Genomic DNA, 14,130 nt, shown 5'->3' on the forward strand with positions numbered 1-14,130 from the left:
ATCGACCGGACCGTCCCCGGCCTGGAGGGGGTCGCTCAGCACCGCGCCACGGGGGCGGTGCGCGGGCCGGTGCGCTCGCGCTTGGCCCGGTACATCGCCTCGTCGGCGGCGCGCAGCAGGTCGGGCACGCCGCCGGCGTCCGCGGGGGCGGCAGCCACCCCGACGCTGGCGCCGGTGCGCACGGTGGTGCCGTCCACGTCGTACGGCTCCAGCAGCAGCGCGTGCAGCCGGTGGGCGAGCGCCACCCCGGCGGCCAGGGTCGCCCCGGGCACGGCGAGCGCCAGCTCGTCCCCGCCGAGGCGGGCCGGCGTCGCCCCCGCGGGGGCGCTGCCGCGCAGGCGGCCGGCGACCTGGCGCAGCAGCTCGTCGCCGGCGGCGTGGCCGAGGGTGTCGTTGACGCGCTTGAACCCGTCCAGGTCCACCAGCAGCAGCGCCACGCCCCCGGCGGCGGTGTCCTCCAGCGCCCGCAGCAGCGCGGCGCGGTTGGGCAGGCCCGTGAGGGCGTCGTGGAAGGCGCGGTGCTCCAGCTCGCGCACGTGGGCGGCCTCGGAGGCGCGCAGCCGGGCGAGCTCGACGATGCCGGGGCCCTGCACCGCGAAGCGGCGCGCCAGGGCGCGGTGGTGCTCGCTCCAGGCGCGGGTGCGGGTGACGTCCCCGCACACCACGGCGCCCAGCAGCCCGTCGTGGGCGAGCAGCGGGATGGAGGCGAAGCAGCGCAGCCCGAGGGTCTGGATGAAGCCGCCGGGGCGCAGGGGGACGTCGCGGGCGTCGTCGACGAGGGCCGGCTCGCGGGTGGCCGACAGCAGGCGCCAGGCCGGGGAGTCGGCGGCGGTGGTGCCCACGACCCGGCGGTCCAGCGCCTCCTGCACGTCGGCCGGCAGCCCCACGCCGAGCACGTGGGTGGCGCGGGTGCCGGTGTCGACGAGGTGGACGGCGCTGCGCTCGGTGGCGAACACCGCGCCGGTGACCTCGGCGAGGACCCGCGCGGCCGCCTCGACGCCCACGGCGCGCGCGGCCCGCTCGAACAGCTGCGTGCCGGCGGTGGCGGTGCGCTGCGCCCACTGGCGCGCGGTGCGCTCGTCGACGGCGGCGGCGAGGTGGTGCTCGAGCGCGCCCACGGCGCGGTCGTCGAGCAGGCGCGGGGTGCCGCCGTGCCAGCGCAGCCGCCCGACGGGACGTCCCGCGCGGCGCAGGGGGCGCTCGCCGGTGCGGACCGCCGGTCCGTCGCCGGCGGCGGCGAGGACGACCGCCCGCCCGGCGGCGTCGGCGGCGACGACGTCCACGCGCCGCACCCCGGCGGCGGCCGCCGCGTACCGGGCGACGGCGTCCAGCGCGCGCGGCAGGGGGTCGGGCTCCTCGGCGGCCGTGCGGGCCAGCTCGTCGAGCAGGTCCTCGCGCAGCGCGCCCAGGGGGTCGCCGGAGGGCTCGCCGCCGGTCCCGGGGCGCGCGGCCGGCGTCCCCCGCCGGGTCTGCGCAGCTCGCACCTCTAGAAGCTCGGGGCACCGGCGCGGCGACTGGATGGTCCGTCCGGCGGACGCCCGAGCGGGGGTGCGTACGGGATCGCGACCGTCATCCCCCGACACGCCGTGACGAGGAGGTCCCCGGACGGCGTGTCGGCGGATGAGGGTCGCGATCCCGCACACCCGCGGCCGAGCGCGCGGCCACGGCGGCCAGGCCCGCGACGGCGGCGAGCACGAGGAAGCCGCCGGTCAGCGAGGTGGCGGCGGCGACGGCGCCGAGGACGACGGGGCTGACGGCGGACCCGAGGCCCTTGGTGACGGAGTCGGCGGCGGTGACGCTGCCGCGCAGGTCGGGGTGGCGCCCGACGAGCACCGCGGGGCTCAGCGGCATGAGGATCCCCAGCACCACGCCGAGCAGGACGAGGACGAGCAGCAGCGCCGCCGCGGCCCACGCCCCGCTCGCGGCGACGGCGAGGCCGAGCGCCGCGCACGCCACGGGCAGCGCGGGGTAGGTGCGGGCGAACAGCGTCCCGGCGCCGGTGCGGGCGAGCAGGCGCTGGTTGAGCAGGGACCCGGCGAACACGCCGGCGGGGATCATCACGGCCAGCAGGACCCGCTGCCACAGCGGCGGTGCCAGCTCCTCGCTGAGCAGGCTGACGGCGTAGTGCGCGGCCTGGATCGCCCAGCCGACCCCGCCGGCGGCGGCCAGGACGAGGGCCGTGCGCGGCACCCGCAGCGCGGCGCCGGCGTCGGTGAGCACGGCCCGCAGGCGGGTCCCGGCGCTGCCGGTGGCGGCCGCGCCGGCGGCGGCGGGCGGCAGCCGCCGCGCGATGGCGGGCGCGAGGACGAGCACCAGCAGGCCGTAGCCGACGACGGTCCACGACCACAGCCGCGGCTGCCCGAGGCCCGCGGCGGCGGCGCCCACACCGAGGCCGACGACGGCCCCCACGCTGGTGAACGTCTGCAGGCGCGAGAACCCGCGCTCGCGGGCGGTGCCGTGGCCGCGGTTGGCGTCGGCGACGGCGACCGCCGCGCACAGCAGCAGGGCGCTGTTGGTGAACCCGGTGAGGACGCGGGCGACGACGAGCCCGGTGAACCCGGGCGCCAGCAGCAGCGAGGCGGACAGGACGACGTTGGCGGCGACGGCGACCGGCAGGAGCCGGCGCGCGGGCACGAGGTCGAACAGCGGGCCGAGGACGACGGTGGCGAGCGCCGCGGCCGCCGGGTAGACGCCGACGGTGACGCCGACCTGCCCGGTGCTGAGGCCGAGCTGGTCGCCGAGGACGACGGAGACGGGGGTGAAGCCGAGCTGGGAGACCGGTGACAGCAGGACCAGGAACCCGGGCAGGACCCCCAGCCGCGGCCGTCCGGGGTCGTCCGCGGTCCGGTGGGGCACGTGACGACCCTACGGAGGTCGCTCCCCCGCCGCCGTCCAGCGCTCCGCACCCCCACCGCCGCCCGCCGTGATCACGGACGGGTGAACGCTCACCCGTCCGTGATCACCGTGATCTCGCTGGGTCCACCAGCAGGATCACGGCGGGAGGACGGGGCGGAGGTCAGGCGGGGTCGCCCGCGGCGCGGTACCAGGGACGGGAGACCACCCGCACGGTGCGGTGGTAGACGACGGCCGCGGCGCGGCAGGCGAGCGCGAGCGCCCCGACGGGGCCGAAGGCGACGGCGCAGGCCGTCCGCAGGTCGACGAGGAACGCCTCGTCGCAGGCCCGCCGGGCGGTGCTGCCGCCCGGGGAGTAGCAGACGTCGTGGGCCGTGCAGGCGGGCCGGAAGTCGGCGCCGAGGAAGCTGTCCGGCGAGGACGTGCAGTAGTCGGTGGACGGTCCGGCGGGGACCGCGGGAGCCCCGAGGAACCGGGCGCGGGGCGGCGCGGCGGGGTCCGCGGCGGCGGGCACGGGCGTGTCCGGTGCGCCGGGGGTGGCGCGGACCGCCATGTCCGAGCCGTCGGGCGCGCTCCAGGTGTACGTCAGCCCGTCCACCGTGAAGGACGCCGCGGGCGGGGCCGCGGCCGCGGCGGGTGCCGCGAGGACCGCCCCCGCCAGCGCGCACGCCACCACCGCCGCCGCAGCCGCTCCCGCCGCCGAACCCCCGCGCACCGCGTCCCCCTCGCCACGACACCTCCGACGCCGGCGACTGTGCCACCGCGCGCCGCGCGGTTCCCGGCGGCGCGCGGCGCGGCCGCTCAGCCGGCGGCCACGTCGAGGACCCAGGTGACGCCGAAGCGGTCGGTGAGCATCCCGTACAGGGGCGCCCACGCCGAGGGCGCGAGCGGCACGGCGACGCTCGCCCCCTCGCCCAGCGCCTCCCACAGCCGCCGGACCTCCTCCGGGTCGTCGCCGCGCAGGGACACGAAGAACGGGTCGGTGCCGCGCTCCAGCGGCCGGGCGGGCGGCACGTCGTAGGCCATGACGCGGAACCCGCTGGGGGCGCTCACCTGCCCCCAGACGACCTGGTCGGCGGGGGCGGCGTCGGAGCCGAGGTCGCCGTAGGTGGCGACGGTCAGCTCCCCGCCGGTGGCGGACCGGTAGAACTCCAGGGCCTCGCGCGCCCGGCCGCGGAAGTTCAGGTGGGTGGTGGTGGCGACGCTCATCGTGCTCCTCCTGTCGCGCGGCGGGACCTCCCCACCGGCACGGCACGACGTTCGCAGGAGTGGCGGTCAGGTCCTGTCCGGCACTCGCGGCGACACTGGGCCGGTGAGCGCCCCCTCCTCCCGCCTGCTGTCGCTGCTGTCGCTGCTGCAGGCGCGCCGCGACCAGCCGGGGGACGCGCTGGCGGACCGGCTGGGCGTCAGCCCCCGCACGGTGCGCCGCGACGTGGACCGGTTGCGGGAGCTGGGGTACCCGGTGCGGGCGGTGATGGGCCCGGCCGGCGGGTACCGCCTGGAGGCGGGCGCGGACCTGCCGCCGCTGCTGTTCGACGACGAGCAGGCCGTGGCGCTGGCGGTGGCGCTGCAGGCGGCGGCGACGGGCGGCTCGGGCGTGGCGGAGGGTGCGGCGCGGGCGCTGGCGACGCTGCGGCAGGTGATGCCGGCGCGGCTGCGCGGGCGCCTGGACGCGGTGCGGGTCGACGCGGTCGCCGCCCCGGGGTCCGGGGACGTGGAACCCGCGGTGCTCGTGGCGGTCTCGGCGGCCGTGCGGGCGCGGGAGGTGCTGCGCTTCGACCACGAGCGCCCGGGCGCCCCGGACGGCCCGGCGGCGGCGCCGCGGCGGGTGGAACCGCACGCCGTGGTGGCGCGCGCGGGGCGCTGGTACCTGCTGGCGTGGGACCTGGACCGCGGCGACTGGCGCACGTTCCGCCTGGACCGGGTGCGCCCGCGGGTGCCGACGGGGCCGCGGTTCGCCCCGCGCGAGGTCCCCGGCGGGGACGCGGCGGCGTTCGTGGACGCGCGCACGCGCGGCGGGGACGGTCCCGGCTGGCCGTGCACGGGCCGCGTCCTGCTGGACCTGCCGGCCGCTCGGGTCGCCGGTCTCGTGCCGGACGGGTCGGTGGAACCGGTCGGCGAGCACCGCTGCCGCGTGGTGCTGGGCTCGTGGTCGTGGACGGGGCTGGTGTCGCGGCTGGCCGCGTTCGACGCCGACGTGGTCGTGGAGGACCCGCCGGCGCTGCGGGAGGCGCTGGCGCGGACGGCCCGGCGCCTGGCCGCTGCGGGCGGGGAGGAGCACCTCCCGTAGCGTCGGCGCGAGGACCACCGCGACGACGAGGGGGACGACGATGGCGGCACGGGCGCTGGTGCTCGTGGGACGCGGCCGGTACCAGGACCGCTGGCACGACGACGCGGCCACGGGCTTCCGGGTGGCGCGGGTGCTGGCGGGCAGCGGGCTGGAGGTGGACGTGCGCGGCACGTCCCCGGGCGCGCTGGAGGACGTGGACGGGGCGGACCTGCTCGCGGTGGTCGCGGGCACGGGCCGGCGGGACCCGGCGCACGACGGCGACGACGCGGCGTGGGCGGGTTTCCACGCGCGGCTGGCGCAGCTCGTCGTGGAGGAGGGGACCCCCCTGCTGGCGCTGCACCAGGCCGCGAACACCTTCCGCGACGCGCCCGGCTGGGTGCCGCTGGTGGGCGGTCAGTGGATCGACGACCTGTCGATGCACCCGCCGATCGGCGAGGCGCGGTTCGACCCGGTCCCCGGCGAGGACCACCCGGTGCTGGACGGGCCGGTCACGGCGTTCGACGAGCGGTACTGCCGGCTGCAGCTGGAACCGGGGACGCGCGTGCTGATGACCACGCGGCACGAGGACGTGGACCACCCGGTGGTGTGGGTGTCCGGCGGGCCGGGGCGGGTGCTCTACGACGCGCTGGGCCACGACCCGCGCTCGTACGACAGCCCGTCGCGGCGGGAGCTGCTGCGCCGCGAGGCGGACTGGCTGCGGGGCCGCGCGGACGGCTGAACCGTCGCCCGCGCAGCTCAGACGCGGAACGCCCCGACGGCCTCGCGCAACCGGCCCGCGGTGTCCTGCAACGCTTCCACGGCGGCGCGGACCCCCTCCAGGTCGGCGCGGCCGGTGGCGCTCGCCCCGGCGACACCGGCGAGGACCTCGGCGATCTCCTGCGCGCCGCCGGCCGCGCCGGCGACGGTGCGGGCCAGTTCACCGGTCGTGGCGCTCTGCTCCTCCACGGCGGCGGCGATGGTGGCCTGGTGGTCGTCGATGCGGGCGATGACCTCGGCGATGCGGCCGATGGTGCTGGCCGCGTCGTCGCTGCCGCGCTCGATGGCGGCGACCTTGCGGGTGATGTCCTCGGTGGCGGAGGCGGTCTGCTGCGCCAGTTCCTTCACCTCGCCGGCGACGACGGCGAAACCCTTGCCCATCTCCCCCGCGCGGGCGGCCTCGATGGTGGCGTTCAGGGCGAGGAGGTTCGTCTGCTCGGCGATGGCGGTGATGGTGCCGACGACGCTGGCGATGGCGCGGGTGGCCTCGCCGAGCTCGGCGACGGTGGCGCGGGTGGCCTCGGCGGCCTCCACGGCCTCGCGCGCCACGGACGCCGACTGCGCCACGCCGGAGGAGATCCCGCTGATCGCCGACCCCAGCTCGTCGGCGCCGGCGGCGATGGTGGCGACGTCGGAGGAGACCGACCCCGCGGAGCGGGCGGCGCGCTCGGCGTCGGCGGCGGTGCGGTCGTCGGACTCGGCCAGCCCGCGGGCGCGGCCGGTGAGGTCCTCGGCCATGACGGCGACCTCGCGGGCGCCGGAGGCGACGTCGGCGACGGTGCGGCGGGTGGACGTGACGGCCGCCTCCAGGGCCTGCGCCATCTCGCGGAACTCGTCGCGGCCGTCGACGACGGGCACGACGGTGAGGTCGCCGGCCGCGACGCGGCGCAGGTCGTCGCGGGTGCGCCGCAGCGGCCCGACGACGCTGCGGGTGAGCGCGACCAGCAGGAGGACGGTGAGGGCGGCGGCCAGCACCAGGGTGGCGACGACGAGCGCGCGGCTGCGGGCGGCGGCGTCGTCGGCGGCCGCGGCGGCGGTGCCGGCGCGGGCGGTGACGGAGGCGGTCAGCTCGCCGGTCAGCTCGAGCACCTCGCTGTAGACGGCGAACCCGCCGTCGAGGACCTCGGTCTCGGCGCCCGCGAGGTCGCCGGCGCGGTAGAGGGCGACGGCGCGGTCGTCGGCGGCGAAGTACTGCTCCCACAGGGCGGCGATCCGCCGGGTCGTCTCGCGCTCGTGCTCGGACATGAGAGCCGTGGGGGCCGCGGCGAGGGACCGTTCGAGGCCGTCGCGGGAGGCCAGGAACCCGGCGCGGTTGTCGGAGGTCGCCTCGACGGCCCCGGGCAGCCCGACGCGGTAGGTGTCCCAGGCGTACGCCAGCTGCCAGCCGGTGACGTCGGCGTTCCAGAACCGCTGGTCCTCCACGAACCTCACGACCCGGTCGAGGTCGCGCTGCTCGTCCAGCGACGCCGACTGCCGGGCGATGCTCGTCAGCGCCGTCGCGCCGGTCGCGCCGAGCAGGGCGAGGACGACGCCGAAGGCCAGCGCGAGGCGCGCGCCGACGCGCAGGCGGCGCAGCGTGGACGACATGGGCGGTGTCCTCCCGGGACCCGGTGCGGAGAGCGGTCCCGTCCCCATCGGCACCCGCCGTCCGGTGCCGAGGCGGGCCTTGACGCGGGGCCGTCCCGGGAGGAGCGTTCCGGTGCGCGCGAGGGCCGGGTGGTCGACGACGACGAGCCCGGCTGAGGCCGGACGCCTCCCGTTCCACCGCGGCGGTGGCAGGGGCCACCAGGCAGGAGGACGACATGTCCGTGGACACGAGCACGGAACTGTTCCAGGGGTACGTGGACGCGCTGCTGAACGGCGGCGACTTCGCGAGGTTCTTCACCGACGACGTCGTGTGGACGACGGTGGACACCGGTGAGCGGATCACGGGCCGGCAGGCCGTGGCCGACCACATCACCGCGCTGCACACGCGGATCTTCGACGCCCGCCCGGAGGTGCGGGCGATGGGCGCCGCCGGCGACCACGCGTTCTTCGAGGCCGACTTCGTGGGGACCCACACCGGTCGCTTCGGCGACCTCGACCCGACGGGTGCGCGGGTGCGGGTGCCGTACTGCGTGGTCTACGACCTGACCGGGGGCGGGATCTCGGCGCTGCGCTTCCACCTGTCGATCGCGACCCTCGTCGGCCAGCTGCAGGCCGGTCCGGGCACGTCGGCCGGGTAGGACGGGCAGCGGGCCCGACGCCCCGCCCGGGGCGCCGGGCCCGGGACCGCCCCCGGGGTCAGGAACCGTCCGCCGGCGCCGGCGCCTCGGCCGGCGCCAGCAGCCGCGCGTAGACGACGGCGGCGAGGACACCGCCGACGACGGGCGCCAGCAGGTACAGCCAGAGGCTGTCGAACTGCCCGGAGACCACGGCGGGGCCGAGGGCGCGCGCGGGGTTGACCGCTCCCCCGGTGACGGGGGCGCCCACGACGACGCACACGGCCAGGGCGGCGCCGACGGCCACCGGGGCCACGGCGGCGTGGACACGCTCGTCGGTGGCCACGGCGATCACCACGAGGACGAGGACGAAGGTGACGAGCGCTTCGACGAAGAACGCCCGCCCGTCGGAGACGCCGGCGGCGGGAACGGTCGTGGACGGGGCGACGACGTCCGGCCCGGTGCCGCTGTGGACCGCCCACACGGCGAGGGCGGCGAGCACACCGCCAGCGAGCTGGGCGACGAGGTAGGCGGGCACGGCCCGCCAGGGGAAGCGGCCGGTGGCGGCCAGGCCGAGGGTGACGGCGGGGTTGAGGTGGCAGCCGGAGACGTGACCGAGGGCGGCGACGAGGGCGGTGAGCGCCAGCCCGAAGGCGAGGACGATCGCGAGCAGGTCGTAGACCGGCGGGTCGCTGAGCGCGGCCGCGACGGCCGCCGCGGTCCCGGCCAGGACGAGGACGAACGTGCCGACGAGCTCGGCGGCGCCCGAGCGCAGCAGGTCCTCACCGGGGCGGCTGCCGTACAGGCCGTGGCCGCGCTCGGGCCGGGCGGTGGTGACGGTGCTGCCGTCACCGGTGGGCGTGCTCATGCGTCCTCCTCGCGGGGGGGGGGGTTCTGCGGACTGCAGACCCCCTGCCCGGGAGGAGCGCGCTGAAACGTGCGGCCGGGTTCCCGGCCAGGTCAGCGCCAGGAAGCGCTGACGGCCCGGGTCGCGAACGAGAACGTCATCGACCCGCCCTGGAAGTCCTGCCGGACCCCACCGGGCACGGGGAACTCCCCGGTGCGCGGGTAGCCCAGCCGGCCGTTCTCCCACCCGGTGGCGCCCCACGCCCGCCGGATCTCCCCGCGCACCACCTGCGCGCCCGTGGCGGGCGACCAGTACACCGATCCGCCCTGGAACGCGGTGAACGCCCCGCCGCGCAGCGCGACCTCGCCGGTGGTGGGGAACCCGAGGAACCCCTGCACCCCTCCGCTGGCGTTCACGCGGTCCAGGATCGCCCCCCGCACCTCGCGCGCGCCGGTGGCCGGGGACCAGGCGATGATCCCGCGCTGGAAGGCCTGCACGACCCCGCCGCGCACGCCCCGCTCCTCGCCCACGGGGAACCCGACGGGAGAGACGTGCGCGCCCAGGCGCTGCCACTGCGCGAGGACCTCGCCCACGACGACCTGGGCGCCGCCGGCGGGCGTCCACCACACCTGCCCGCGCTCGAACGTCGTGGAGGCGCCGCCGGGCACGGCGACCTCGCCGCTGGTGGGCCAGCCCAGCGGGCCGGTGTGCCCGCCGGCGGCGCGGTAGCGGGCGAGGATCGCGCCCCTGACGTTCACGGTGCGGCCGTCGCGGGTGTAGTCCGCGGAGCCGTCCGCGCGCGGGGTGACCGTCGGCGTGGACGGTGTGGGAGCCGGGGTCGTCGGGGTGGGCGTGGGCGTCGGGCGGGCGGCGGTCGCGGCGGCGGCCACCGCGGCGGCCGCGTCGAGGGTGCCGCTGCCGTAGCCGGTGCCGGTGGACCACCCGGCGGGCCGGCGGGCGGTGCGCACGAGGACGTCGCGCACCTGCGCCGGGGTCGCGGTCGGCCACACCTGCTTGACGAGGGCGGCCGCGCCCGCGACCTGCGGGGCGCTGAACGAGGTTCCCGTCCCCAGGACGTAGGCGGAGTCGGAGCCCACACCCGCCCCGAGGACGCCGTTCCCCAGCGCCGAGAGGGCGACCTGCGGGTTGTGCGTGGCCCACCAGGACGCGCTCTCGTCGGTCTCCGTGGCGGAGACGGACACGACGCCCGGCAGGGCCGCGGGGTACTGCACGGCGTTGTCCTGGTTGGCGGACCCGCTGGGGTTCTCGCGCGGGTCGGTGCGGCTGGCACCGCCGTTGCCCGCGGAGGCGACGACGACGATCCCGCGGGCCAGGGCGGTGTCCACGGCGGAGGCGATGACGGAGCTGTACCCGCCGCCGAGGGACATGCTGACGACCGCGACGTCGTTGCCGGGCACGCCGTCGTCGAGGGTGGCGACGGCGCGCAGGATCCCGTTGGCGATGGCGGCGCTCGGGCAGCCCTCCTGCACGCACACCCGCACGGGCAGGACGCTGGCACCCGGGGCGACGCCGGCGGCGCCGCGGCCGTTCCCGGCGCGGGCGGCGACGACGGAGCTGACGAGCGTGCCGTGGAACTCGGCGGGGTCGGCGGGCTGGCCGGTGGTGTCGATCGCGGGAAGCAGCGCGCCGCGCAGGTCCTCGTGGCTGGCGCGCACCCCGGTGTCGAGGACGGCGACGACGGTCCCGGTGCCCGTGGCGGTGCCCCACGCGGCCTGGGCGCGGTTGAACCGCAGCGGGTTGACGACGGGGTCGGCCAGGCCGGGGTCGAGCGCGGCGAGCCGGTACGTGGTGGCGGGGGCGGTCTCGACGACCTCGGCCGCACCCGCGGCGTCGGCGGCGTCCTCGACGGCGCCCTCGACGGCGGACGCGGTGGGGGCGGTGACCTCCTCGACGCTCAGGCTGCCGTCGGCGTGCTCGAGGAGGACGTCGACCGTGACGGGCGCGCCCGCCGCGGACGCGACACCGGCGGGTGCGGCCAGCGCCACCACGGGTGCCAGGGCGAGAGCCCACGCCAGCGTCCTGCCCCTGCGCACCACGTGCCACCCCTGTCCTCGTCCGAGCCTGCCGGGTGAGCATCGGGCCGGACGGCGCCCGCGCTGAACCCGGCTCACCCGTTCGCGCGGGTCTTGACGCGCAGATCACCCGGGAGAACGATGACGCCCCCGGTCGGCCCGCCGGCCCTCGCACGACGGCGTGGAGGTGTTGTGGCGCTGTACCAGTACGCCTGCGACGACGACGGTCCGTTCGACGCGACCGCCCCGATCGGCACCGCCCCGGCGCTGCTCCCCTGCCCGGCCTGCCGGAACCCGTCGCGCCGCGTCTTCACCGCGCCGCGCCTGTCCCGCGCGTCGGGCCCGGCGTTCGCCGCGATCGAGCGCGCGGAACGCTCGGCGTCCGCACCCGACGTGGTGACGTCGCTGCCCCCCTCCGCGCGACGGACCCCGCGCCCCGGACCGGCCGCGTCCCCCGCGCTCCGGAAGCTCCCGCGACCGTGAGGTCGTGGACCCCGACGGGGAGGAGGTGACCGGCGGCCGGCCCACCGCCGGAGGAGAACCCCGCGCCCGGAACCCGTAGGAGGCACGATGCCCGAGGTGGTCTTCCCGCTGGACTCGACGAAGAGGTTCACCGAGCAGGAGAAGCTCGGCCACAACCGCTGGCACCCCGACATCCCGGCGCAGGTGCACGTGAAGCGGGACAGCACGTTCCGCGTGCACTGCCGGGAGTGGTTCGACGGTGCCATCCGGAACGACGACTCGGCGGACGACGTGCGCGACGCGCCGCTGTCCACGGTGCACGTCCTGTCCGGCCCCATCGCGGTGGAGGGCGCCAAGCCCGGCGACCTGCTCGTCGTCGACATCGTGGACGTCGGCCCGATCCCCCAGGAGGACTCCGGTCCGCTGGCCGGTCAGGGCTGGGGCTACACCGGCATCTTCGCGACGCGCAACGGCGGGGGTTTCCTCACCGAGCAGTTCCCCGACGCGTACAAGGTGGTCTGGGACTTCCGCGGGCAGACGGCGACCTCGCGGCACGTGCCGGGGGTGTCGTTCACCGGCATCGTGCACCCGGGCCTCATGGGCACCGCGCCCTCGCACGAGCTGCTGGCGCGCTGGAACGCGCGCGAGGGCGCGCTCATCGCCACCGACCCGGACCGGGTGCCACCGCTGGCGCTGCCGCCGCTGCCGCAGGACGCGATCCTCGGCGGGCTCACCGGCGACGCGTTCACGAAGGCGGCCGCGGAGGCCGCGCGCACGGCCCCGCCGCGCGAGAACGGCGGCAACCAGGACATCAAGAACTTCACGAAGGGGACGCGCGTCTTCTACCCGGTCTTCGTCGACGGGGCGAACCTGTCGATGGGCGACCTGCACTTCTCCCAGGGCGACGGGGAGATCACCTTCTGCGGGGCCATCGAGATGGGCGGGTTCATCGACCTGCACGTCGACGTCATCGAGGGCGGGATGGAGACCTACGGCGTCTCCGAGAACGCGGTCTTCATGCCCGGGAACACCGACCCGCAGTACAGCCAGTGGCTGGCGTTCTCCGGCACCTCGGTCACCCTGGACGGCGAGCAGCGCTACCTGGACTCGCACCTGTCGTACCAGCGGGCGTGCCTGCACGCGATCGACTACCTGACGACGTTCGGGTGGACCCGCGAGCAGGCCTACATGATCCTCGGCGCCGCGCCGATCGAGGGGCGGCTGTCGGGGGTGGTGGACATCCCGAACTCCTGCTCGACGGTGTACGTCCCCACGGCGATCTTCGACGTCGACGTGCGCCCGTCGGCGTCCGGGCCGGCGCGGATCGACCCCGGCCAGGGGGTGCCGCGCTCGAGCTTCTGAGGAGGCGGCGAGCTGCGCGCGGGGAGCGTCCGGACGGGCGCTCCCCGCGCGCGCTCACCGCGACAGCAGGTCGTCGACGGTCTCCAGGACCTCCGGCGCCGCGGCCGCGAGGACCTTGCGCGACAGGTGCCGCAGCTGGGCGAGCTCCTCGGGCGTGAGCGCGTCGACGAGCACCCGGCGCGCCTCCGCGACGTGCCCGGGGGCGGCCCGCCGGAGCTTCTCGAACCCCGCGTCGGTGAGGACCGCCTCGACGGCCCGGGACGCCGTCGCGCAGCTGCGGCGGGTGACCCAGCCGGCGCTCTCGAGGCGCCTGACCGCGTGCGAGAGCCGCGACTGGGACCCGTGGGTCACGTCCGCCAGCACCGCCATCTGCAGGGCGCGGCCGGGAGCTCCCGACAGCCTGGCCAGGACGTGGTACTCGAAGAAGTTCAGGTCGGCCTCGCGCTTGAGCTGGTCGGCCACCACGGCCGGGACGGTCGTGAGGACGGCCACGAAGTGGACCCACTGGTCGAGCTGCTCGGGGGTCAGCCAGCGGGGCTCGTCGTCCACCCGTCGAGGGTAGCGGGTTGAACATTCAGCTCACGTGTGTCACCGTCGCTGTGGGTTGAAGCTTCAACCCGACCCTACCGACGGGAGCCACCGTGACCCTCCTCCGCATCGACGCGAGCATCCTCGGGCCCGCCTCGGCCAGCAGCGAGCTCGCCGACCGCGTCCTCGACTCCTGGACCGCCGTCAGCCCGGACGAGACCGTCGTGACCCGCCACCTCGGCAGCGACCCGCTGCCCTCCGACGCCTGGGCGACGGCCGTCGGCGCCGGGTACACCCCCGAGGACCAGCGCAGCGAGGCGCAGCGCGCGGCCGTCGCGCTCGCCCGCGAGCTGCGCGACGAGCTGCTCGCCGCCGACCGGGTCGTCCTCGCCTTCCCCCTCTACAACTGGGGCGTCTCCCAGCACGTCAAGACGTGGATCGACCTGGTCATCGCCGGCTCGGACGACCCGTCGGCCCGCCTGCTGGACGGCAAGCCCGTCGTCCTGCTGGTCACCCGCGGCGGCAGCTACGCGCCGGGCACGCCCAAGGAGGGCTGGGACCACAGCGTCGACTACCTGCGCCGGGTCGTGGGCGAGGTGTGGGGCGCCGACCTCACCGTCGTCGAGCGCGAGTTCACCCTCGTGGGCGTGAACCCGGCGCTCGACCGGTTCGCCGAGGAGGGCGCCCGGCTGAAGGAGCGCGCGCACGAGGAGGCGGCCGCGGCGGGTGCCGCGCTGGCCCGCTGACCCGCTGACCCGGCCGGGGGGGGGGGGGGGGGCGCCCCCGCCCGCCGCCCGC

At 77.4% G+C, this 14,130-nt stretch carries 13 protein-coding genes; 5 read left to right on the forward strand and 8 right to left on the reverse strand.

Annotation, left to right across the window (positions count from 1 at the left end):
• Window positions 1-35 precede the first annotated feature (35 nt).
• The 4 genes from AB8M62_RS18185 to AB8M62_RS18200 all read right to left on the reverse strand — a co-directional run bounded on the left by AB8M62_RS18185 (window position 36) and on the right by AB8M62_RS18200 (window position 4,062).
• Complete coding sequence (locus tag AB8M62_RS18185) at window positions 36-1,484, reverse strand: diguanylate cyclase domain-containing protein (RefSeq protein ID WP_369052760.1); 1,449 nt, start codon at window positions 1,482-1,484, stop codon at window positions 36-38.
• A gap of 85 nt (window positions 1,485-1,569) precedes the next feature.
• A complete protein-coding gene (locus AB8M62_RS18190; protein WP_369070470.1) occupies window positions 1,570-2,856 on the reverse strand; it encodes an MFS transporter in 1,287 nt (428 codons plus the stop codon).
• 160 nt (window positions 2,857-3,016) lie between these two features.
• Window positions 3,017-3,568, reverse strand: coding sequence for a phospholipase A2 (locus tag AB8M62_RS18195; RefSeq protein ID WP_369070471.1), 552 nt, complete (start codon window positions 3,566-3,568; stop codon window positions 3,017-3,019).
• An 86-nt stretch (window positions 3,569-3,654) separates the two neighbouring features.
• Window positions 3,655-4,062 carry a VOC family protein gene (locus AB8M62_RS18200; protein WP_369052765.1) on the reverse strand — a complete coding sequence of 136 codons (408 nt, stop codon included), beginning with the start codon at window positions 4,060-4,062 and terminating at the stop codon, window positions 3,655-3,657.
• 103 nt (window positions 4,063-4,165) lie between these two features.
• Here AB8M62_RS18200 and AB8M62_RS18205 point away from each other — a divergent pair, with 103 nt between their 5' ends.
• On the forward strand, window positions 4,166-5,143 hold the full coding sequence (locus AB8M62_RS18205; protein ID WP_369070472.1) for a helix-turn-helix transcriptional regulator: 978 nt from the start codon (window positions 4,166-4,168) through the stop codon (window positions 5,141-5,143).
• Window positions 5,144-5,183: 40 nt separating this feature from the next.
• Window positions 5,184-5,861: a ThuA domain-containing protein gene (locus AB8M62_RS18210; RefSeq protein ID WP_369070473.1), complete on the forward strand. Its 678-nt coding sequence runs from the start codon at window positions 5,184-5,186 to the stop codon at window positions 5,859-5,861.
• A 17-nt stretch (window positions 5,862-5,878) separates the two neighbouring features.
• On the opposite strand, the gene AB8M62_RS18215 is transcribed toward AB8M62_RS18210, so the two are convergent.
• Window positions 5,879-7,486, reverse strand: a complete 1,608-nt coding sequence (locus AB8M62_RS18215; RefSeq protein ID WP_369070474.1) for a methyl-accepting chemotaxis protein — start codon at window positions 7,484-7,486, stop codon at window positions 5,879-5,881.
• A gap of 215 nt (window positions 7,487-7,701) precedes the next feature.
• Between AB8M62_RS18215 and AB8M62_RS18220 the strand changes: the two genes are divergently transcribed.
• Window positions 7,702-8,124: an ester cyclase gene (locus AB8M62_RS18220; RefSeq protein WP_369052770.1), complete on the forward strand. Its 423-nt coding sequence runs from the start codon at window positions 7,702-7,704 to the stop codon at window positions 8,122-8,124.
• 58 nt (window positions 8,125-8,182) lie between these two features.
• Here the strand turns inward: AB8M62_RS18220 and AB8M62_RS18225 are convergent, their stop codons facing one another.
• Complete coding sequence (locus AB8M62_RS18225) at window positions 8,183-8,968, reverse strand: MIP/aquaporin family protein (RefSeq protein ID WP_369070475.1); 786 nt, start codon at window positions 8,966-8,968, stop codon at window positions 8,183-8,185.
• A 92-nt stretch (window positions 8,969-9,060) separates the two neighbouring features.
• Window positions 9,061-11,004: a S8 family serine peptidase gene (locus tag AB8M62_RS18230; protein ID WP_369070476.1), complete on the reverse strand. Its 1,944-nt coding sequence runs from the start codon at window positions 11,002-11,004 to the stop codon at window positions 9,061-9,063.
• A 546-nt stretch (window positions 11,005-11,550) separates the two neighbouring features.
• On the opposite strand from AB8M62_RS18230, the gene fmdA reads away from it, so the two are divergent.
• A complete protein-coding gene (gene fmdA, locus AB8M62_RS18235) occupies window positions 11,551-12,804 on the forward strand; it encodes a formamidase (protein WP_369070477.1) in 1,254 nt (417 codons plus the stop codon).
• Between the two features lie 54 nt (window positions 12,805-12,858).
• On the opposite strand, the gene AB8M62_RS18240 is transcribed toward fmdA, so the two are convergent.
• The gene (locus tag AB8M62_RS18240; RefSeq protein ID WP_369070478.1) at window positions 12,859-13,353 is read right to left on the reverse strand and encodes a MarR family winged helix-turn-helix transcriptional regulator; all 495 of its coding nucleotides are present in this window, start codon (window positions 13,351-13,353) and stop codon (window positions 12,859-12,861) included.
• A 92-nt stretch (window positions 13,354-13,445) separates the two neighbouring features.
• Here AB8M62_RS18240 and AB8M62_RS18245 point away from each other — a divergent pair, with 92 nt between their 5' ends.
• The gene (locus tag AB8M62_RS18245) at window positions 13,446-14,078 is read left to right on the forward strand and encodes an FMN-dependent NADH-azoreductase (RefSeq protein ID WP_369052778.1); all 633 of its coding nucleotides are present in this window, start codon (window positions 13,446-13,448) and stop codon (window positions 14,076-14,078) included.
• Window positions 14,079-14,130: the final 52 nt, after the last annotated feature.

Origin of the sequence: Kineococcus terrestris (genome assembly GCF_041020755.1) — a bacterium.
GTDB lineage: Bacteria > Actinomycetota > Actinomycetes > Actinomycetales > Kineococcaceae > Kineococcus > Kineococcus terrestris.